The following is an 18769-nucleotide window of genomic DNA, read 5'->3' as shown; positions in this document are numbered from 1 at the left end:
TCTAACCCTAAAGCTGTCGCCGTCTCTATCGCCACTGTCAAATCGCCGGGAAACGAAGGCGACGTATGACTACGACCGTCAGAATCATCGGCGCGCCGATGGACTACGGGGCGGATCGTCGCGGCGTGGACATGGGACCGTCGGCGATCAGATACGCCGAGGTGGCCGATCGGCTCTCGGACGCCGGCGTCACCGCCGTCGACGACGGCGACCTCCTGATTCCGCGGGCCGAAGAGCGCGATCCGAACACCGACGGGCCGATCGAGGGGACGGCGAAGTTCCTCCGCGAGGTCGAGGACGTCAGTACGCGACTCGAAGAGCGCGTCGCGAACGCCCTGGCAGACGGCGAGTTTCCGCTCGTCCTAGGCGGGGACCACTCGGTCGCGATCGGCTCGATGCGCGGTTCGGCCCGCGAAGCGGACCTCGGCGCGATTTGGTTCGACGCCCACGCGGACCTCAACACGCCCGAGACCTCGCCCAGCGGCAACGTCCACGGGATGCCGCTGGCCGCGACGCTGGGGCGGGGCGCCTTCGGCGACCTGTCGTGGGCCCGCGCGCCGCGCGTCCGCGAGGGGTCGATCGCCTACGTCGGACTCCGGAGCATCGACGAGCACGAGCGCGAACTGGTCCGCGACAGCGAGATGACGGCGTACACGATGGCCGACATCGACGAGCGCGGGATGACCGCCGTCGTCGAGGACGCCCTCGATGTCGCGACCGACGGCACCGACGGCGTCCACGTCAGTCTCGACCTAGACTGGGTCGATCCCAAGACCGCGCCGGGGGTCGGCACGCCCGTCCGGGGGGGCGTCACCTACCGGGAGGCCCACGCCGCACTCGAGACGGTTTCCGAACGTCACGCGGCCGAGGGGATCCTCCGATCGATGGACGTCGTCGAGGTCAACCCGATCCTGGACGAGGGCAACGAGACGGCGACCATCGCGGCCGAACTCACCGCGAGCGCGTTCGGGAACCGGATCCTCTGAGATCAATTATCGTCCCGGAGACAGTGTCCGGCAACTATACGTTGCGTGAGAATACCTACCACGTGCGTGAACGTTCCAACACCTTTGTATCGGAGGGTTTCGCAGTAGGAGATATGACTGAGAACGTCGTCGTACTCGGAGCCGGCTACGCCGGTGCCGGTGCGATCAACAAACTCCAGTCGGAGCTCGGGGGTAATGCACGGCTGACCTGGATCGCTGACGTCGACTATCATCTGGTTCTTCACGAGTCCCACCGCGTCATTCGAGACCCGGACGTCCGCTCGGACATCACGTTCCCGGTCACCCAGATCGCCGACCCGTCGACCCGGTTCATCCAGGACGAGGTCGTCGGCCTCGACGTCGACGAACGGGTCGTCGAACTCGCCGACAGTGAGGACGTCGACTACGACTACGTTCTCGTCGGCCTGGGCAGCCAGACCGCCTACTACGGCATTCCCGGCCTCGAGGAACACTCGCTGACGCTGAAGAGTCTCGACGACGCCCTCGAGATCCACGACGCCGTCAAGGAAGCCAGCCAGGAAGCGACCCGCGGCGAACCCGCACAGGTCGTCATCGGCGGCGCCGGACTCTCGGGCATCCAGACCGCCGGCGAGATCGCGGAGTTCCGCGACAACCACCGCGCCCCCATCGAGATCCACCTCGTCGAGGCCTTAGAGGAGATCTTCCCCGGTAACGACCCCGAGATCCAGCAGGCGCTGCGCGACTTACTCGAGGACGCCGGCGTCCAGATCCACACGGACGACCCGATCACCGAGGCCACCGAGGACCACATCGAGTTCGACGAGGGCGAACCCCTCGATCACGACGTCCTCGTCTGGACCGGCGGCATCACCGGCCGCGACGCGATGGAAAACGCCGACCTCGAGAAGGAACACAACCGCGTCAACACCGAGGCCAACTTCCAGACCTCCGACGAGCGCGTCTTCGCCATCGGCGACTCGGCGATCATCAACCAGGGCGACCAGCCCGCGCCGCCGACCGCCCAGGCCGCCTGGCAGGCCGCCGAGGTCGCCGGCGAGAACATCTCCCGTGCCATCGAGAACCGCCCGCTGCGGACCTGGGAACACGAGGACAAGGGGACCGTCATCTCCGTCGGCGACGAGGCCGTCGCCCACGAGGTCAAGCCGGCCTTCGGCATCTCCCTGCCCGTCGACACGTTCGGCGGCGCCCCCGCGAAGAACCTCAAAAAGATGATCGCGGCCCGCTGGATCGCGGACATCACCTCCTGGAACGAGGCCCGCAAGTCCTGGTCGTCGCTGTAGGCGACTCGATCGACGTCTCGACTCAGATCTCGACCCCTGCTTTTTCCACCGGTCGTCACCGTCGCCATCGTTGCGTGGCTGCGAGCGACCAGCGTACGTCTTCTGCTCCGACTCGCGGTCGGTCTCCGTCGTCGGTCAGGCGTCGGTCCCGTCGGCGGATCCGGCATCGACGTTTCCGGAACCGGTCGCGTCGTCTCCCGGTTCGCTATCGTCGGCTCCGGGATCGGAATCGGCAGCCGCTTCGGCGCTCGCGTCGCTCGCGGCGCTCGAGCCGACCGGTTCGGCCGGGACGCCGGCCACGGTCGTTCCCGGCGGCACGTCTCGGGTGACAAGCGAGTTGGCGGCGACCCGCGCGTTCGCGCCGATCTCGACGCCCGGGAGGACGATCGCGCCGGCGCCGATCATCGCGCGTTCGCCGATCACGACCTCGCCCGTGCGGTACTCGTCCTGAAGGAATTCGTGACAGAGGATCGTCGCGTCGTAGCCGACGATCGCCTCGCGTTCGACGGTGATCAACTCGGGCCAGAAGACGTCCGGCGTGGCCTCGAGCCCCCAGGAGACGCCGGGACCTACGGTGGCGCCGAGTCGGCGCAACAGCCACCGCTTGAGGCGGAGGCTCGGCGAGATTCGGATCAGCCAGACGGCGACGTAGGAAACGGCGACCCGGAGCGGATGGCGCGCCCGAGTCCAGTCGGCGAGCGAGTTGCCCGGCCCCGCGGTCGGATGGTGCCGGATGCGGTCGTGGCGCGAGTCCGTCTCGTCAGTCACTGCCGAACCGTATGCGGTATCACTACATGAAACCGATCGATCGACGCGGCGCAGAGCCGGTCGTCTTCGGTGCCGACCATCCCGCCGGTGGCCGACTCCGACTCGTCTCGTGGCGGGGGAGTCGAGACGACTCACTGACCGATCCGTTTCCGACACTGTTCGGTTCCTAGTACAACTGTTCGATCCCTAACCAGTGAGGCACAATGATTGTTCTGAGTCGTTCCATTGTGGCAGTTATCATGCCGGCCCAGCCTGCGTCACTCGAGCGGGAGACCGTCCACTCACTGCTCGCCGATCGGACTCGCGAGTACCTGCTGTGTCATCTCTCGACCGTCGACCGAACGACGGTCCACGATGCCGCAGAGCGGCTCGCAGCCTGGAGTTGGGAGGCGGCAGAACTGGCCACGCGCGAACGGGACAGGATTACCGTCCAACTGGTTCACAACCACCTCCCGCGACTCGCCGAGTACGACGTCATCGTCTATGATCGCTCGAGCGACGTCGTGACCACCGGACCGAACTTCGCGGACCTCGAGCCCTACGTCGAACCGATCGAGCCGCCACGCGTTTAGGTCGGGCGACAGTCCATCGATCGTCTCTGTTGGACGGCGGTCAGTCGGTCGTCTCGACGGCGGCTTCGTCGGCGAGGGGGTCGGCGTCTTCGGCCGTTCGACCGCTCAGCGGGCCGACGCGGCGACGAAACGCCGCTCCCGAGAGCGCACACCGGTAGGCGGGCTTGTACATCATGTTCTCGCCGCCGGCGCGGACGGCCCACTTGGTCGCGATCTCCTCGCGCAGGTAATACTGCGATCGTTCGTTCCCCGGTTTGGTGTAGTAGTCGCTGAGCCGGATCGGGTGGCGGTCGAACAGGCCGCCGGGTTCGCGGCCGTCGATCAGAACGACCGGTTTCTCGAGGTAGAGCTCGCCGTCCTGAGCGCGTTTCGCATGGGCGTTGTCTGAGTGGGCCGCCAGCATCGCCTCGCGGTCGGCCCGGGGCTGGTCGGGGTCGGCGACGTCGACCCGATCAACGGTGAAATAGCCGATCAGATAGCGGTGAGCGCGGTCGCCACCGGGACGTCGCAGACCGGTATAGAACCCGACGACGTCGCCGGGCTCGAGGGCCCGAAGGCGCTCGACGTAGCCGCTGGTTCGGTGCTCGCCGTAGGTCAGCGCCGCGAAGTTCGGGTCGCGGTGGAGGGGCCACGACTCGAGGGCGTCGCCGGCGACGGTCCGGTCGGCGTCGCCGATCGGCTGGGGAGCGATCCGGTTCGTGAGGTCCGCGGCGGTGCCGTCGGTCCCGTGTAGGTCCCACGAGCCGAGCGTTTCGGCCTCGTCGGTGTCAGGGATCTTCTCGGGAATCGGCACGTACTCGAAGCGCCCATCGTCGTACAGGGGGGCGAGCGCGCCCAGGTTCGTGGTGTCGGCACCGACGCCGGCGAGGACGACCGTCATCACGCGTGAGTGTGCGCCGGACGACCCTAACCGCACCGATCGCCCGGCGGATCGGAGCCGTCGAGGCGGTGATCGATATCGGACGCACAGCCGAATTCGACGGATTCGACGGTCGCTCCCCTTCGAAATGTTGAAATAACGCCTCGGAATACGGCGGGACATGCCTGTCAGGGGAGACCGATCGGTCGCGATCTGTCAGCAGTGCGGCACCGCCCTCGCGGTACGGATCCAGACCGACGGATCGATTCGGCCGATCGGAACGGGGACCGCGTGTTCCTGTGGGGGAGAGTCGTTCGACGTGATCGGGGACCGACCGTCCGAAACGGCGGATAGCAGTGCGGTCGCCGAGGACACAGCCGACAGCGACGACGAATCGGCGTATCCACGTCCGTAACGTCGGGTCGTCCGTCTCGGCCGCGAGCGCGGTCGCTATCGGGACGACGACCGCGAGGTGTAAAACAGCGGAATCAGGAGGACGAGAAACAGGGTGCCCATCACGGCGATGGCGACCGTGAATACGACCGTCGACGATCACAACCGAACGGTGACGTTCACCGTCGAGGAGATCGGCGACGGCGAGGAGGTCCTGCTCGGGCCGCTCGACGACTCCGGCGACAGCATGACCCTCGACGCCGACGAGACGCTGGCCGACGAGGGCGACGTCTCCGTCATCATGAACGACGGCGATTCGGAGTACGCCGTCTCGAGTGTCGAGTGGGACTGGGCGACCAACGAGTAGCGGACCGACGCGATCCCGCACGGCCCATCGCCCATGGCAAGGTCATACATCGAGGACGCATATGGCGAGAGCGACGATCTCGCAGATGTCGACGAGAACAACCGTCTCGGATCGATCGCCGGTTTCTCTCGAGGCAGCGTGACTGACCCGAGCGACTCATCGGTCACCCCGCTCGCGTTCAGTAGCCGCATGTAGTGACCGATCGTTACGGACACCTTGTGGTTGCAGGGAAAGTGTTCCTGCTCACGGTTCGCAAATCCATTGACAGAGGAATTCACATGGATAAGTGTCCCGTCTGTGGCGAGAAGCTCTATGAGGGTCGGGAAGAACAGATCGTAACTCTCTATCAGGGGAAGAACTACCACTTCTGTTCGACCGACCATCGAGATGAGTTCGAAGAACAACCTGGGAAATACGTATGACCCGTTGAGTTCGGAACAGAATCCACCAGAGAGAGACCGAACACCGCCTAGACTGCTCAGTATCAACTCCTGCAGCACGCTCTCCGTCTGCTCCAACCTGTTTAGGCGAGATAGTAAAATCCAGTTGCCCAGTACAGAGGTTCAATGAACACCGAAAGCATCTGCCCGCTCTGTCGAAAGAGATGTGAGCATCACGATCACGTCCGCTCTCATCTCCATGTAGAGCACCAGAAATTCGAGATCATCGACCGCTATCTCGACGCTATTGAATCGAGAGAGAAAATTCACCCCCGCCAGTAGTACTTTCTTGCGGTCAGAGACATCGTTATCGAACCAGCAAATATCGCTTGAGGCGTTACCACCGTCGGCTTGACTCTCGTGATCCTCGAGCACACAGCGAACATCGTCATCGGTCGCTTGATGGGCCGGCCGGGCGATGTCTCCGGATCAGGAATCGTGACATCTTCGCCTGCGGCGGAGCCGCGACTCAGGCGGCGTAAGTGTCACACTCGCCACAGCGATGAGCGCGGTTCTGATTGTCGCCGAAAACCCGGCAGAACCGATCCGAAACGTGTTCTCCGCAGTGCTCGCACGTCAACTCGCTACCGACCGCTGGCCACGGAGCGACCGTCACGCGGACCACCTCCGGGCAGTCTGTCGGCTACGTGGTAATATACCAAATCCGAGAATTGGATTTTCGGCCGGCTCGAGGGTACGAGCGGCTAAGAGTTGAACACTTGGAGAATTCGAAGTGGGACTACGGTCGCAGCGAGGCTGCTCCCTGCTCCCACGCCTGCTCCTCGCTCACAACAGTCGCTCCGCTCCGTTGTTCGCGACGTCGAAGAAGTGGGACCGCCGAGAATTGAACTCGGGTCCTACGGACCCCATCCGCAGAGGATACCACTACCCCACGGTCCCGCATGTAGACCGAAGCCCGTCTGCCGTTTAAGGGTGTCGTTTCGAGTCGAGTGCGTCATGAAGTTACGTGGATCCGCTCGAGTCAGACCAGCACGCGCTCGAGGTCCACCGTCACGTCGCGACTCGCATCGTCGACGAACTCGCCGAGACACACCGCGGCCCCGTTGGGCGTGTAGCAGGCAACCAGCTCACCCGCACGAGCCTCGTCGTCGACCTCGAGCACGCCGGGATCGTACACCGGCGCGCCGTTGGCGACCTCCCGGGCCGCGCTTGGGGCGATCACCACGCCGGGGAGCCCCTCGAGGATGCGTTCGGCGGGGTCGACCACGTCGAGCAGTACCTCGGGATCGCCGTCCTCGCGCCAGTACGCCAGCGCGTCGAGGAAGTCGTGGGCCGAGTGCAGGTCCCGGTCGTCGAACGGCGAGGTCGCCGTCCGCCGCAGGTGGCCCATGTGGCCGCCGGTGCCCAGCGCCAGCCCCAGATCGTGACAGAGCTTCCGAACGTAGGTCCCGCTCTCACACCGGATGCGCAACAGGAGCCGACGCTCGTCGGTCTCGAGGACCTCGAGGTCGTAAATCTCGCGCACGCGCAGGCGTCGGGCCACCGCGCTCTTGCGTGGGGGCTTCTGGTAGATCGGTCCCTCGAACTCGGCGACGACCGATTCGGCGTCAGCCGGCACCGGCGCGTGACACTCGAGGACGGCGACGTACTCCTTGTGGCCCTCAAGGAAGACTTGGGCCAGTCGGGTCGCCTCGCCGAGCATGACCGGGAGACAGCCGGTGACCTTGGGATCGAGCGTCCCGGCGTGGGCTGCCTGCTCGATCGTCGCGTCGGGGGCGCGGTCGGCCAGCGTTTCGTCGACCGCGTCGCGCAACCAGCCGCTGACCTGGTGCGAAGAGGGTCCCGGCGGCTTGTCGAGGTTGACGACGCCGAACGTGAGCAGTTCCGCGGGCGTGCGGTCCTCGGGCGGACCGCGGAGGCGAGAGCGATCGGCCATCGATCAGAACTCGTCGTCGATCTCGACGTAGGCCTGGCCCTCGTCGGCGTCGGCCTCGTACACCTCGACGGCGGTGACGAGCATGTCCAGGACGGCGTCGGGTCCCCAGCGGGCCGTGTTCACCGAGAGATCGTAGATCGTCAGATCGCGGATGTCGATCCCGTAGTACTCCTGATAGCGTTTGGCCTCGCTGGCCTCTCGCGCCTGCGTCTCCTCGGTCGCCCGCGCGGGATCTTTCTCCTCGCGTTCGGCGATCCGCTCGCCGCGGACCCGAGGCGGGGCGTCCAGCCAGAACCGGAAGTCAGCCTGCTCGCCGGCCAGCCAGCCCGCCAGCCGGGACTCGAGGACGAGACCGTCGCGTTCGACGGCGATCTCGTAGAGCCGACGGTCGAGGTCGCGGTCGATCTGGTCGTTCTCCTCGGCGAGCTTGTTGAACTCGAGGGGCGTGTAGCCGCGTTCCTCGGCGAGCTCGCGGAAGATGTCGCCGCCGCTGACGTGCTCGAGATCGAATCGATCGGCAAGCAGCTCCGCTGTGGTGCTCTTGCCGCTTCCCGGTGGACCGGAGACGGTCAGTAACATATTCCATCTGCGCGGGGCCGGGTAAAATGGGTTTTGAATCGTTCGACGATCCGGCGTGGCGGACGCGTTTCCGGCGGATGCCGAATCGAGAATCGGATCGAAAACGAGGTTACATCGATCGCCCGAGGCGATTCCCGGTCGGTTTCAGGCCGGATCGCGTCAGGCGCTCGAGGGCGACATATCGATGTTCAGGGCCTTGCGCAGCAGCTGGGAGAAGCCCATCGAGCACAGGAAGTACCAGACGATCCAGGCCCGCAGCGGACCGAACAGGGTCGAGTTCCACTTGACCTCACCGGCCAGCGGCATGATAACCGACGCGTCGCTGCCCTCAAGCCCGCCGCTCTGGACCTTCCAGTACATCCAGAGGAACAGCGGGATGGTCAACAGCATGATCCAGACCATCGGTCGGATCTGCTCTTTGAACATCCCGAGGTTTTGGGCCATGGCCTCCATCTGCTCCTCGCGAACCTCCTCGAGCTCGTCCTCGAGGCGCTCGATTTCGGCCTCGCTGGCGCCGCGCTCCTCGGCTTCCTGCTTGCGCTCGCGGACGTCCTTCTGTTTCTCCTGCATGGCCTGCATGCGCTCCTGGTACTTGCCCATCACTTCGGGATTCATCAGGTTGGCCTGCAGCAGCGTCGAGTACAGTCCCGTCAGCAGGGCGACCGAAAGGATCACGGCGTAAAACGGCAGCGCCGCGTCCAGGGGACCGAGCACGATATTGATCGTACTACCGACGGTCTGCTGGACGGAATCGATCCAGTACCCGAACATCAACAGCAGCGAGCCCATGCCGGCCAGTTTGTCCCACTGCGACCACTTGGACTGTTCGTCATCGATGTCGACGTCGGCGTCGGCGGCGGCGCTTCCACCGTCGCCGTCTCCGTCGAGGGCTCTGTCGTACGCCTCGCGGTCGGCGATCTCGAACCCGTCGTCGCCGTCGACCAGTACTCCTTTCTCGATCAATCGGCCCCATTGACCGCTCGTCAAGTCGTCGTTGACGTCGGCCCAGTGGACCTCGCCCCCGTTCCGGTCGGCAGCCTCGCGAATGGCCTCGAGGGCCGCCGTCATGGAGGAGTCCTCCCGGACGAGGTCGTTGATTTTCTCCGCTGTACGCGTCATCTGCTTTGGACTAGGTCCCGTTCGGTATACAAGTGTTTATCTTCGGTAGGCCGATTGATCCTCTACTTGATAGAACGCGGACCGTGCCCGGGCGAATGCGCCGGCTACGGTACGACCACCCCTATCGTCCAGCCATAACCGGATAAAAACACCATCATAACGCATAATATAAACTGTTTTGAAATGTATGTTCGATCGATTGTATTATGAGGGTGACAGTCAACTAAGGGTATATGAGTGCGTCGCGTGGGGTCGGGACGACAACATCGAGAGAGCGGGGCCAATCGACGCTGATGGGGGTCGTGTTGTTGATCGGGATGGTCGCAGCCGGAAGCCTCGGGATCTTTCTGGTTGCCGGCGACGCGATCACCGATGCGGAACAGCAGTCCGAGCAGGAGCGAATCGAACAGGCCTTCGTCGAGTTGAGCAACAGCATCTCATCGTCTGCGGGGTCCGGAGACGTCTCGCAGTCGATGGAATTACACGCTGGCGATCAGGGAGCGATCGCCCACCACGACTCGGCGACATATAAAGTCTGGACGCAGAACTATAACAAAACAAACAGTACGATAGTCGCAAACGGTTCGATCGGGACTATCGAGTACAAGGACGACGACGGGACGAAGATCGCGTACGAGGGTGGTGCCGTCTTCCGCGAAACGGGGAGACAAACGCGAGTCCTTTCGTCTCCCTGGATTGATTACAATCACGAGACGAGTACGCTATCGTTCTCCGTCTTCGGACTCACCGAGGACAAAACGATCAACTCCGGGGATATCACGATCAAACAGACCAACGTCGATCGCGAACCGACTAATTACATTCAGAACGATCACGTGTTCGTCGAAATCCACAGCGAGTACTGTCGTGGATGGCAGCAGTACTTCGTAGAGCAAGCGGGCGATACGACCCTTCAGGAGCCGTGTTACGGTGGCGGGAACGAAGAAGGGACGGTGAAAGTGAGACTCGGATACAATGATGTCACCAATGCCTTCTCGTCGGGTGCAGCGGTACCGAGCGAAGACAACATCGAATCGGGTACCGGTAATGGTCACCCAATTGATGATATCGAAGAAGCGGAGTACACACCGCTGGACGAAACCATCCAACAGATGGTAACCGAGTACGACGGGAATGCGTCCGAGAATCTGAGCACGACGAGTTCTAACTCAGGCGGTGAATACTATGCCGAGGAACTCGACGGCTCGTACGATTTCGACCTACAGAATGAGAACGCGACTGTCGTCGTTAACGGCAGCGTGACGACTGATGGCGACGGAATAACAGTCTCTGGTTGTGGTAACGGAGAGTACACACTCAGCATCTACGCAACGGGTGACTTTTCGCTCCACGACGACGTGAAGCCGATCGGCGACTGTGAGGACGCACCCATCGAAACCATTCAACTGTACGGTACGTCGACGTCTAGTGTAGACTTTCACGACTCGAGTAGCACGTTCCGCGGCCTGCTCTACGTAGCAAGCGACAAATTCAATCCCGACAACGGAGATTATCAGATCAATTTCAAGGGTGGTGGCGGAATGACCTTCGAGGGAGCGATCATCGCTAATTCGATCTACTTCAAATCAAACACGAACTACGTAGAGATGGCGGGATTAGAAGACTCCGAGGTCGACGTCATCCCTGAGGGATATGAACCCGCGCCACAGTTGACCTATCTCAACCTCACCGAATACGAAATCGAGATCAAAAACGACTGACTACCGACCGACCTAGGCCGCGTCTTCGATCGTCGCCTTCACGTCCGCCCAGACCTCGTCGGGCGCTCGCTCGCCGTCGACGCGCTCGAGGTCGCCCTGTTCCTCATAGTGTTCAATGACCGGTTCGGTGTTCTCGCGGTAGACCTCGAGGCGTTCGCGGACGGTCTCCTCGGTGTCGTCGTCGCGCTGGATCAGTTCGCCGCCGCACTCGTCGCAGACGCCCTCCTCTTCGGGCTGGTCGTACTCGACGTGATAGTTGGTGCCACACTCCGAGCAGACGCGGCGACCGGTGAGTCGGTCGACCAGTTCCTCCTGACTGACATCGAGCATGAGCGCGAGGTCGAGATCGGTCATCCCCTCGAGTTCCTCGGCCTGCTCTAGGTTCCGCGGGTAGCCGTCGAGGACGAAGCCGTCGGCCTGGGAGAGGGCTTCCTCGACGATGGCGTTGACGACCGCGTCGGGGACGAGTTCGCCCCGATCCATGTACTCTCGCGGGGTGTCGTACTCCGTGTCCATATCGGAGATGTCCATATCCTTGTTCCCGCGGAGGGCGTCGCCGGTGGTGATGTGGTCGACGTCGAACTCCTCGGTGATCCGTGCACTCTGAGTTCCCTTGCCTGCCCCGGGCGCACCCAGGATCAGAATTCGTGGCTGTGCCATATTCGCTCGTTCACCGGCGTCACATAAAGGCTTAAAGAAACGACCACGTCTGTTCCGGTATGACCCGTTTCGACGCAACGGAGGCGACCGACCGACGAAAACTGTACGTCGACGCTATCACCGCCCACCGCGAGCGCGGACGTGGCTTCCTGACCTTCGAAGCCGACGCGGCCGGCTTCGAGAGCGAGGGTGACGATGCCGAGACGGCCGATTCGGAACTCGGCGCCCCCTGGATCCAGTTCGCCGACGGCACGATCAACGTCGACTGTACGGACGACGAACTGGACACACTCAAATCCGTCCTCGGAGAGTTTCCGGCGTTCAAGATCGACGAGATCAATCGGCCGGAGGACGCCGAGGGCGTCAACGTTCGGGTGAGCGCGAAGGCCGACCCGAACCGGATCGCCCAGTGTCTCGACGCGATCTTCCAGCGCGTGTACGAACTCCCCGAAGACGTGCGGGTCTGGGTGGTCGACCTCTAATCCGGGGCTCGTCGCGTCCCCGCGTCGCACGTCGGTCGGCCCGATCGCTACTCGATCGTCAGCGTTCCGTCGTCGGATCGATCCTCGCCTTCCTCCCACTCGAGTTCGAACTCGAGTCCGAGTTCACCCGGGCCCTCGGGCGCCGAGCTCGAGGTCTCGCGTTCGGCCTTGATCTCGAAGGTGGGGCGCGACGGCGGCGTCATCGTCACCGAGTCCCCGCCGGCCTCGAGATTGATCGGCTCGCCGCGCTCGAGGCTGTCGGCAACCGTTCGCAGGTAGTCGGCGATCTCGGTTCGATCCATCCGCCGTTCGAACTTGAAGAGGACGTCTTCCGGCATAGGTGACCTATGGTTCGAACGCTATAGAGTATTCCGCACGTACAGGTCGCGCGTGCACGAACCGGTTCGTCGATCAGTGCCAATATGCGACCGTTCTCCGACCGCGGAATTTGTCACGGCAGGCCACGATGTCTGAGGGCCGAACACGTTCGCTCTCGAGCGGGAAATCGGTCGATAAGCTGTCCGCGCAAGAACACGATTTCGACGGACAACGACAGAAAAAAGACCCTCGACTCTAACCGAATGTTGAGGGACTGAGAGGAGATGGCACGATGCAACGGAGACGAGACGATTGGATTCGCTGGACGGACGACCGGAGAGCGGCGACAACCGGGCCGTTTCCAAATAGATAAGTGCACCCGGCCATCATCCTCCGACATATAAGCGGTCTTCAAACGAGGTGAACACAATTTACAGCGCACTAACGACCCCGATGCCATTGCAGCAGACACGCGTCGACGTGTTCAGTGACATCTTCCTGGTGTTTCTCGGACTCGGGACGCTCGTCGGCGTCGTCGTGGTCTCGTATGTCTTGTACAACGCGTACAAGTATCGAGACGACGGCGAGCCGAAAGACGACGAGTCGCTGCCCACGCTCGGGGAACTACCGACAGGTGGAAAGGGTGGAAAGAAGCTGTTCCTATCGTTCGGTATCAGCGCCGTCATCGTCATTTCGCTGGTGATCTGGACGTACGGGATGCTCCTGTACGTCGAGGATCCCCAGGACGAGTTCGACGAGGAGCCGGTCGAAATCGAAGTCACCGGCCAGGGCTTCGCCTGGTACTTCGAGTACGCGAACGGCGTCGAATCGATCAGTACGATGCGCATTCCGGCTGATCACCCGGTCGCAATCGAGGCGACGTCAGGAGACGTCTGGCACACGTTCGGCATACCCGATTTACGGGTGAAAGCCGACGCAATTCCGGGTGAGTACGACGAGACGTGGTTCATGGCTGACGAACCCGGCGAACACGAAATTAAGTGTTTCGAACTCTGTGGTGAGTCACACACGGCTATGACCGGCAACGTGCAGGTCATGGAAGAAGAGGCGTTCAACGAGTGGCTCAACGGTCAACTGACGCTCGACGTCGAGATCGTCGACCAGAACGAAGAGCCGGTCACCGAAGGCTACGAGATGACCCTCGAGCACACTCAGAACGACCAGTACGAGGAGGACCTCGTGCACACGTACACCGCCGACGATTTCGACGAGAACGGGACGATCAGTCTCGATCACGAGGATCTCCAGCAGGGCGGTGAGTACAACGTGACGATCACGTTCGAGGACGACCAGTACGAGACGATCGAGGAGACGATCGATATCAGTGGTCCCTCGAGCGAGACCTTCACGGTGGGAAGCGCCAACGAATCGGATAATGGAAACGGAACCAACGAGAGCGACGATGGAGGTGACGGCGAATGAGTGATCTACCGCCGATGACGTCGGTCAAGCGGTGGCTAGTGACGACCAACCACAAGGACGTCGGGATCCTCTATATCGCGACGTCCCTGTTCTTCCTCCTGCTCGGCGGCGTTCTCGCGCTGCTCTTCCGTGCGCACCTGTGGGTGCCCGGCGGAACGGGACTGCTCGAGAACGTCGAGTTCAACCAGGCCGTCACGGCCCACGGGCTGTTGATGGTCTTCTGGTTCCTCTCGCCGATCGCGTCCGGGTTCGCGAACTACTTCGTCCCGCTCCAGATCGGCGCGAAGGATCTGGCGTTCCCGCGACTGAACGCCCTGAGTTACTGGTTCTACCTGTTCTCGGGCGTTCTGATGGGCGTCTCCTTCTTCCAGGGCCGAGCGTTCGCCGGCGGCTGGACGATGTACGCGCCGTTGAACGTGCCGTCGTTCAACACGGTAATGGAGGCGACGGCCGGCGGGAACGCGACGGTGCTCGCGCTCTTGCTGTTCGTCATCTCGATCACGATCGGGACGGTGAACTTCCTCGTCACGATCCACCGCTCGCGCGCGGAGGGCCTCGGCCTGTGGAACATGCCGATGTTCACCTGGTCGTGGCTGCTGACGATCTGGATGATGCTGTTCGCGTTCGCGGCGCTGCTGGCCGCGCTCCTGTTGCTCTCGATCGATCGGATCATGCTCACGCAGTACTTCGCGACCGATCAGGGCTCGAGTCTGCTGTGGGCGCACCTGTTCTGGTTCTTCGGGCATCCGGAGGTGTACATCGTCTTCTTCCCCGCGCTGGGGATCATGTTCGAGACGTTCCAGACGTTCACGGGACGACGACTCGTCGGCCGCAAGTGGGTCATCATCGCGATGGTCCTCGTCGCGGTCCAGTCGTTCCTCGTCTGGATGCACCACATGTTCCTGACGGCGATCAACCTCGAGATCAAGACGCTGTTCATGGCGACGACGATCGGGATCTCGCTGCCGTTCGACCTGATGGTCTTCGCGCTGATCTACACGATGGTCAAGGGACGCGTGCGGTTTACCACGCCGTTCCTGTTCAGTCTCGGGGCACTCGTCCTGTTCATCCTCGGCGGTATCACTGGGGTCTTCCTCGGCGCCGTCGTGCTGGATTACGAGTTCCGGGGCACCTACTGGGTCGTCGCTCACTTCCACTACGTGATGGTCTCGGGCGTCACCGCGCTGGTCGCCGGGATCTACTACTGGTGGCCGAAGATCACCGGGAAGATGTACTCCGAGGCCCTCGGAAAGCTCAACTTCGCGGTCTACTTCATCGGGTTCAACCTGCTGTACTTCCCGATGTTCCTCGCCTGGGAGACGCCGCGACGCGTCTTCCACTACAGCGAGGGTGCACAGATCTACCACCAGGCGGCGACCGTCGGGGCCTTCGTCCTCGGCGCGTCGTTCCTGATCATGTTCTTCACGCTCGGGAAGAGTCTGCTCACGGGTCCCGACGCACCCGACAACCCATGGGAGTACTCCCGCACCGCCGAGTGGGCGATCCCCTCGCCGCCGCCGCTAGAGAACTGGACCGACCGGCCAAGCTACGCCAGCGGCCGCCTCGAGTTCGTCGACGACGCCGCGGCGGCGACCGACGGCGGCGTTGCGACCGGACATGGCGAAGCAACGGCCGCGGACACGACCCACGAGGAACACGCCGACCACGCCAGCATCTGGCCCTTCGGCATCGGGATCGGCACGTTCGTCCTCTTCCTCGGTCTGTCCGGAATGACGCCGTACGTCCACGAATTCATTCAGGGAACCGAGCACCCGCCGGAACACCTCGCCAGCGCCGCGGCCGAACCGAGTATCACGTATCCGATTCTGTCGCTTCTCGGCGTCGGAATTCTCGGTGTCACGCTGTTCAAGTTCGGCGTCGAGGAGTTCAACGTGCCCGAGATGGCGGTCGCCGAACGCTGGCCGTTCGGCGGCGTCGGCAACACGAAACTCGGCGTCTGGGTCTTCCTGGCGTCTGACGTCGTCGTCTTCGGCGGCGCGATCGGGGCGTACGTCTTCATGCGCCTCCACAGCGGCTGGGGTAACTGGCACCTCGATACGATCACCATGGCGGGGCTGTTCAACACCTACGTCCTGCTCACCTCGAGCTTCACGGTGATCCTTGCGCTGGCCTTCGCTGAGCGGCAGAACAAGAAGGCCATGCTCGGCTCGATGGTCGCGACGGTCCTGTTGGCGTTCGTCTTCATGGGCGTCAAGGCCTTCGAGTACAGCAGCAAGTTCGCCGACGGTCACTACTGGTTCAGCGGGATCGATTACTCGATCTACTTCGTCACGACCGGGCTGCACGCACTCCACGTGATCCTCGGCGTGCTCGTCGCGCTGTTCATGATCTACCGGATCGTCACCGTCGATGCCTACCTCGAGGACCACCGACCGGTGGAGTTCTTCGGGCTCTACTGGCACTTCGTCGACATCGTCTGGGTCTTCCTCTTCCCACTGTTCTACCTGATGTAGCGGCTCCGCGGCCCGCTACCCGATTCGGTTGATTTTTTCGAGGCGCTAATCGGATATCACCATCGCGAGTGGCGACCGTCTCGCCCAGTTCACTATCTCGTCATTGGCCGTCTCGTCTCCGTTCGACTGCGGCCGAAGGAAGGAAGCGTTCAGCATACCAGCAAGGGCTGTCACTCGAGTGAGCGGAGCCAGGGTGTCACAGTTCTCGCCGCCGTCGGACCGTCAGCCGAAACCGATCGGCGCGATCACGGGTCATCGCGAGGGAACGAGAACCCGGAACGGAGGGTCCAGAGGCCGACCGTGACGACGACGATCACCACACCGCCGAAGTGTGTAACGAGCCCCGCCGACGTCTCATCGGTGGGCGTCTCCGCGGATTCGCCGGCGGTCGTTCTGACGGGGCGCCGATCGCTCGCGACGAGCGCGTCCGCCGCCGTCTCAGCGTCGACGATCCCGTGGCCGTAGCGGATCTCCGTCTCCGACCGTGCCTGTGCCGTCTCGGGTATCCAGGCCGTCCCGTACAGCGCGTCCTTGAGGTCGTCGGGCGTTGCAGTCGGATCGATCGAGCGGAGCAAGGCGACCGCTCCGGAGACGTGCGGGGTCGCCATCGACGTCCCCGGCAGCGACTGATAGCCGCCGGGAACGGTGCTCGTAACCCGGACGCCTGGGGCCACGACGTCGGGAGCGGTGTACGACGACGGCCACGATTGCAGCGACGTTTGCCATTCGGATCGGTTGATCCGTTCGCCGTCGGAAAACGCGGGGACGACACCGCTCTCGTCGACGGCGCCGACGCTGACGGCGTCGTAGACGTTCCCGGGCGAGTTTGACGTCTCGACGCCCTCGTTTCCGACCGCCGCGACGACGACGGCGCCGCTGTCCCTGGCGTTTCGAACCGGATCGATCAACGCGTCGTGTCTGCCGTTCGATCCGAGGCTCATACTGATTACGTCGGCCTCGGACGCGAGCGCCCACTCCATGCCGGCGACGATCTGTGCGAACGAGCCGCTGGTCTCGCGCAGGACGAGCCCGTGGAGCAGCTCCGCCTCCGGAGCGACGCCGATTCGAGCGCCGCTCGCGGTTCCGCCGGCGATGGTGCCGCTGACGTGCGTGCCGTGCGTTCCGGAATCGTAGGGCGTCGATCCTTCGATGCGGTTCCCGTTGCCGTCGAACTCGGCCCAGCCGCCCGGGTACGTCGGATCCGACGGATCGTCGGTGTAGAGGTCGAGGTCCGGGTGCGTCGCGTCGATTCCGGTATCGAGGACGGCGACGCGGACCCCCTCGCCCCGCGTTCCGTACTCCTCCCAGACGGCGGGCGCGTTCAGTAACTCGAGTCCAGCGGTCGGTTGCGGATCGGTAGCGGTCGTGGTGACGTCTGTTGTCGTGGATTCCCCTCCGTTCGTCGCCCCCAGTGCGGTCGCATTCGACGGCGGCCGCTCGGGGATGGAGAGTTCGAAGTTCTCGTGGACCGCCTCGACCGCGGGGAACCGAGCGAACGTCTCGAGGTCGACCCGCTCGGTGTCGACGGTGAGCAACACGGCGTTGGCCACCCAGAACTCGGTCTCGACGCTGATCCCCGCGGTTCGGTCGGCGTAGTCGAGCAGCGGTTCCTGGCTCTCTTCGGCGTGGTCCGCGAGGTGCGCGTCGGCATCGTCGGTCGGGACCGCGTCGGGAACTGCCGGCTCCTCGAGTCGAACCACGATCTCGACCGTCCCGTCGGACGACTCGAGGGAGTCGTCGATTCTGATCGACTCGTCGGCCGTCGTCTCGTTGCCGGCGTGTCCGTCGACCGACGACGCGCCGACACCGCCGGCGAGAGCGCCACCACTGGCGAGAACGGGTGCCGAGAGCGTCATCGTCAGTACCAGACAGACGAGAACGACGGATCGAAGCCGATCGGAGCCCGGACTCGAGTCCGGGAGAGAAGGCGCCATGATACCGTCAGAGGCAGCCGTCGAATAACAATGTTCTGGAGAACCGACTGTCTTCGAATCGGACCGATCGGCGGACGACGTCGTGAGTCAGCGTTTGAATCGGTCAGCCGGCCCAGACGAGCGCGTAGATGAAGGTGAACAGGAAATACGTGAGGAAGACGGAGACGGCCGCCTTGACGTGGAACGTGAAGAGTTCGTGCTCCTCGTCGTCGCGGACGTCCTCGACGGCCGCCCGTTCCTCGTCGCTCAGTTCGTCGGGGTGGGCGACGTCGAGATGGTACGTCGCGTACCGCTGGACGCGAAACGGTCGCCCGCAGTAGGGACAAGTCGTTTCGGGCTCCTCGTCGCTCGGAACGTCGTACTCGTACTCCGTCACCGGCTCGGGGTGCAGATCGACGTCGGTGAGTTGCCCGGCGGTCATTCGTTGGCCTCGCGTTGGGAGCACGCGAAGAAGTGTCTACCGGTGTTCGATAC

20 protein-coding genes, 1 tRNA gene and 1 pseudogene are annotated in these 18769 nt (G+C 63.3%); 10 read left to right on the top strand and 12 right to left on the bottom strand.

What is annotated here, in order from left to right:
* Nucleotides 1-65: 65 nt before the first annotated feature.
* Nucleotides 66-986 (top strand): arginase, encoded by a 921-nt coding sequence (rocF, locus tag HTUR_RS11180; RefSeq protein ID WP_012943431.1) that lies wholly within the window; start codon nt 66-68, stop codon nt 984-986.
* 113 nt (nt 987-1099) lie between these two features.
* Nucleotides 1100-2269, top strand: a complete 1170-nt coding sequence (locus HTUR_RS11175; protein WP_012943430.1) for an NAD(P)/FAD-dependent oxidoreductase — start codon at nt 1100-1102, stop codon at nt 2267-2269.
* Between the two features lie 135 nt (nt 2270-2404).
* Here HTUR_RS11175 and HTUR_RS11170 read toward each other — a convergent pair whose 3' ends face one another.
* Complete coding sequence (locus HTUR_RS11170; RefSeq protein WP_012943429.1) at nt 2405-3037, bottom strand: acyltransferase; 633 nt, start codon at nt 3035-3037, stop codon at nt 2405-2407.
* Nucleotides 3038-3276: 239 nt separating this feature from the next.
* On the opposite strand from HTUR_RS11170, the gene HTUR_RS11165 reads away from it, so the two are divergent.
* Complete coding sequence (locus HTUR_RS11165) at nt 3277-3609, top strand: DUF7344 domain-containing protein (protein ID WP_012943427.1); 333 nt, start codon at nt 3277-3279, stop codon at nt 3607-3609.
* A 40-nt stretch (nt 3610-3649) separates the two neighbouring features.
* On the opposite strand, the gene HTUR_RS11160 is transcribed toward HTUR_RS11165, so the two are convergent.
* Nucleotides 3650-4489: an Nmad3 family putative nucleotide modification protein gene (locus HTUR_RS11160; RefSeq protein ID WP_012943426.1), complete on the bottom strand. Its 840-nt coding sequence runs from the start codon at nt 4487-4489 to the stop codon at nt 3650-3652.
* Nucleotides 4490-4649: 160 nt separating this feature from the next.
* On the opposite strand from HTUR_RS11160, the gene HTUR_RS11155 reads away from it, so the two are divergent.
* The 3 genes from HTUR_RS11155 to HTUR_RS27965 all read left to right on the top strand — a co-directional run bounded on the left by HTUR_RS11155 (nt 4650) and on the right by HTUR_RS27965 (nt 5650).
* Nucleotides 4650-4883 (top strand): hypothetical protein, encoded by a 234-nt coding sequence (locus HTUR_RS11155; protein WP_012943425.1) that lies wholly within the window; start codon nt 4650-4652, stop codon nt 4881-4883.
* 117 nt (nt 4884-5000) lie between these two features.
* On the top strand, nt 5001-5228 hold the full coding sequence (locus tag HTUR_RS11150; protein ID WP_187291450.1) for a hypothetical protein: 228 nt from the start codon (nt 5001-5003) through the stop codon (nt 5226-5228).
* 194 nt (nt 5229-5422) lie between these two features.
* Nucleotides 5423-5650: a YHS domain-containing protein gene (locus HTUR_RS27965; RefSeq protein ID WP_226377438.1), complete on the top strand. Its 228-nt coding sequence runs from the start codon at nt 5423-5425 to the stop codon at nt 5648-5650.
* Nucleotides 5651-5791: 141 nt separating this feature from the next.
* On the opposite strand, the gene HTUR_RS27360 is transcribed toward HTUR_RS27965, so the two are convergent.
* From HTUR_RS27360 to HTUR_RS11120, 6 genes and pseudogenes are all read right to left on the bottom strand, one after another.
* Nucleotides 5792-6043, bottom strand: a complete 252-nt coding sequence (locus HTUR_RS27360; RefSeq protein ID WP_049941701.1) for a hypothetical protein — start codon at nt 6041-6043, stop codon at nt 5792-5794.
* 32 nt (nt 6044-6075) lie between these two features.
* Nucleotides 6076-6293: pseudogene (locus HTUR_RS27960) on the bottom strand (DUF7563 family protein); the annotation flags it as partial.
* 204 nt (nt 6294-6497) lie between these two features.
* Nucleotides 6498-6568, bottom strand: a tRNA-Pro gene (locus HTUR_RS11135).
* 82 nt (nt 6569-6650) lie between these two features.
* Nucleotides 6651-7565 (bottom strand): RNA-guided pseudouridylation complex pseudouridine synthase subunit Cbf5, encoded by a 915-nt coding sequence (locus HTUR_RS11130; RefSeq protein ID WP_012943421.1) that lies wholly within the window; start codon nt 7563-7565, stop codon nt 6651-6653.
* A 3-nt stretch (nt 7566-7568) separates the two neighbouring features.
* A complete protein-coding gene (cmk, locus tag HTUR_RS11125; RefSeq protein ID WP_012943420.1) occupies nt 7569-8144 on the bottom strand; it encodes a (d)CMP kinase in 576 nt (191 codons plus the stop codon).
* Between the two features lie 159 nt (nt 8145-8303).
* A complete protein-coding gene (locus HTUR_RS11120; RefSeq protein WP_012943419.1) occupies nt 8304-9263 on the bottom strand; it encodes a DUF106 domain-containing protein in 960 nt (319 codons plus the stop codon).
* A gap of 233 nt (nt 9264-9496) precedes the next feature.
* Between HTUR_RS11120 and HTUR_RS11115 the strand changes: the two genes are divergently transcribed.
* Nucleotides 9497-10984 (top strand): DUF7289 family protein, encoded by a 1488-nt coding sequence (locus HTUR_RS11115; protein WP_012943418.1) that lies wholly within the window; start codon nt 9497-9499, stop codon nt 10982-10984.
* Between the two features lie 12 nt (nt 10985-10996).
* Here the strand turns inward: HTUR_RS11115 and HTUR_RS11110 are convergent, their stop codons facing one another.
* A complete protein-coding gene (locus tag HTUR_RS11110; RefSeq protein ID WP_012943417.1) occupies nt 10997-11644 on the bottom strand; it encodes an adenylate kinase in 648 nt (215 codons plus the stop codon).
* A 59-nt stretch (nt 11645-11703) separates the two neighbouring features.
* Between HTUR_RS11110 and HTUR_RS11105 the strand changes: the two genes are divergently transcribed.
* Entirely contained in the window at nt 11704-12126 is a 423-nt protein-coding gene (locus HTUR_RS11105; RefSeq protein WP_012943416.1) for a hypothetical protein, read from the top strand.
* Nucleotides 12127-12173: 47 nt separating this feature from the next.
* Here HTUR_RS11105 and HTUR_RS11100 read toward each other — a convergent pair whose 3' ends face one another.
* Nucleotides 12174-12464, bottom strand: a complete 291-nt coding sequence (locus HTUR_RS11100; RefSeq protein ID WP_012943415.1) for an amphi-Trp domain-containing protein — start codon at nt 12462-12464, stop codon at nt 12174-12176.
* Between the two features lie 433 nt (nt 12465-12897).
* On the opposite strand from HTUR_RS11100, the gene coxB reads away from it, so the two are divergent.
* Both coxB and HTUR_RS11090 read left to right on the top strand, forming a co-directional pair.
* A complete protein-coding gene (coxB, locus tag HTUR_RS11095) occupies nt 12898-13887 on the top strand; it encodes a cytochrome c oxidase subunit II (RefSeq protein WP_012943414.1) in 990 nt (329 codons plus the stop codon).
* Nucleotides 13884-16361, top strand: coding sequence for a cbb3-type cytochrome c oxidase subunit I (locus HTUR_RS11090; RefSeq protein ID WP_012943413.1), 2478 nt, complete (start codon nt 13884-13886; stop codon nt 16359-16361). Before coxB ends, HTUR_RS11090 begins: the two co-directional genes overlap by 4 nt.
* Before the next feature lie 245 nt (nt 16362-16606).
* Here the strand turns inward: HTUR_RS11090 and HTUR_RS11085 are convergent, their stop codons facing one another.
* Together HTUR_RS11085 and HTUR_RS11080 are read right to left on the bottom strand one after the other, a co-directional pair.
* Nucleotides 16607-18295, bottom strand: coding sequence for a S8 family serine peptidase (locus tag HTUR_RS11085; RefSeq protein ID WP_049941700.1), 1689 nt, complete (start codon nt 18293-18295; stop codon nt 16607-16609).
* A gap of 103 nt (nt 18296-18398) precedes the next feature.
* On the bottom strand, nt 18399-18716 hold the full coding sequence (locus tag HTUR_RS11080; protein ID WP_012943411.1) for a DUF7410 domain-containing protein: 318 nt from the start codon (nt 18714-18716) through the stop codon (nt 18399-18401).
* Nucleotides 18717-18769: the final 53 nt, after the last annotated feature.

Origin of the sequence: Haloterrigena turkmenica DSM 5511, from assembly GCF_000025325.1 — an archaeon.
Classification (GTDB): domain Archaea; phylum Halobacteriota; class Halobacteria; order Halobacteriales; family Natrialbaceae; genus Haloterrigena; species Haloterrigena turkmenica.
Note: the sequence above shows the minus strand (reverse complement) of the source record. Positions and strands in the feature narration are given on the sequence as shown.

Coding starts and splice junctions, on each gene's coding strand:
- rocF (WP_012943431.1), top strand. CDS start 66: ATGACTACGACCGTCAGAATCATCGGCGCGCCGATGGACTACGGGGCG.
- HTUR_RS11175 (WP_012943430.1), top strand. CDS start 1,100: ATGACTGAGAACGTCGTCGTACTCGGAGCCGGCTACGCCGGTGCCGGT.
- HTUR_RS11165 (WP_012943427.1), top strand. CDS start 3,277: ATGCCGGCCCAGCCTGCGTCACTCGAGCGGGAGACCGTCCACTCACTG.
- HTUR_RS11160 (WP_012943426.1), bottom strand. CDS start 4,489: ATGACGGTCGTCCTCGCCGGCGTCGGTGCCGACACCACGAACCTGGGC.
- HTUR_RS11155 (WP_012943425.1), top strand. CDS start 4,650: ATGCCTGTCAGGGGAGACCGATCGGTCGCGATCTGTCAGCAGTGCGGC.
- HTUR_RS11130 (WP_012943421.1), bottom strand. CDS start 7,565: ATGGCCGATCGCTCTCGCCTCCGCGGTCCGCCCGAGGACCGCACGCCC.
- cmk (WP_012943420.1), bottom strand. CDS start 8,144: ATGTTACTGACCGTCTCCGGTCCACCGGGAAGCGGCAAGAGCACCACA.
- HTUR_RS11120 (WP_012943419.1), bottom strand. CDS start 9,263: ATGACGCGTACAGCGGAGAAAATCAACGACCTCGTCCGGGAGGACTCC.
- HTUR_RS11115 (WP_012943418.1), top strand. CDS start 9,497: ATGAGTGCGTCGCGTGGGGTCGGGACGACAACATCGAGAGAGCGGGGC.
- HTUR_RS11110 (WP_012943417.1), bottom strand. CDS start 11,644: ATGGCACAGCCACGAATTCTGATCCTGGGTGCGCCCGGGGCAGGCAAG.
- HTUR_RS11105 (WP_012943416.1), top strand. CDS start 11,704: ATGACCCGTTTCGACGCAACGGAGGCGACCGACCGACGAAAACTGTAC.
- HTUR_RS11100 (WP_012943415.1), bottom strand. CDS start 12,464: ATGCCGGAAGACGTCCTCTTCAAGTTCGAACGGCGGATGGATCGAACC.
- coxB (WP_012943414.1), top strand. CDS start 12,898: ATGCCATTGCAGCAGACACGCGTCGACGTGTTCAGTGACATCTTCCTG.
- HTUR_RS11090 (WP_012943413.1), top strand. CDS start 13,884: ATGAGTGATCTACCGCCGATGACGTCGGTCAAGCGGTGGCTAGTGACG.
- HTUR_RS11085 (WP_049941700.1), bottom strand. CDS start 18,295: ATGGCGCCTTCTCTCCCGGACTCGAGTCCGGGCTCCGATCGGCTTCGA.
- HTUR_RS11080 (WP_012943411.1), bottom strand. CDS start 18,716: ATGACCGCCGGGCAACTCACCGACGTCGATCTGCACCCCGAGCCGGTG.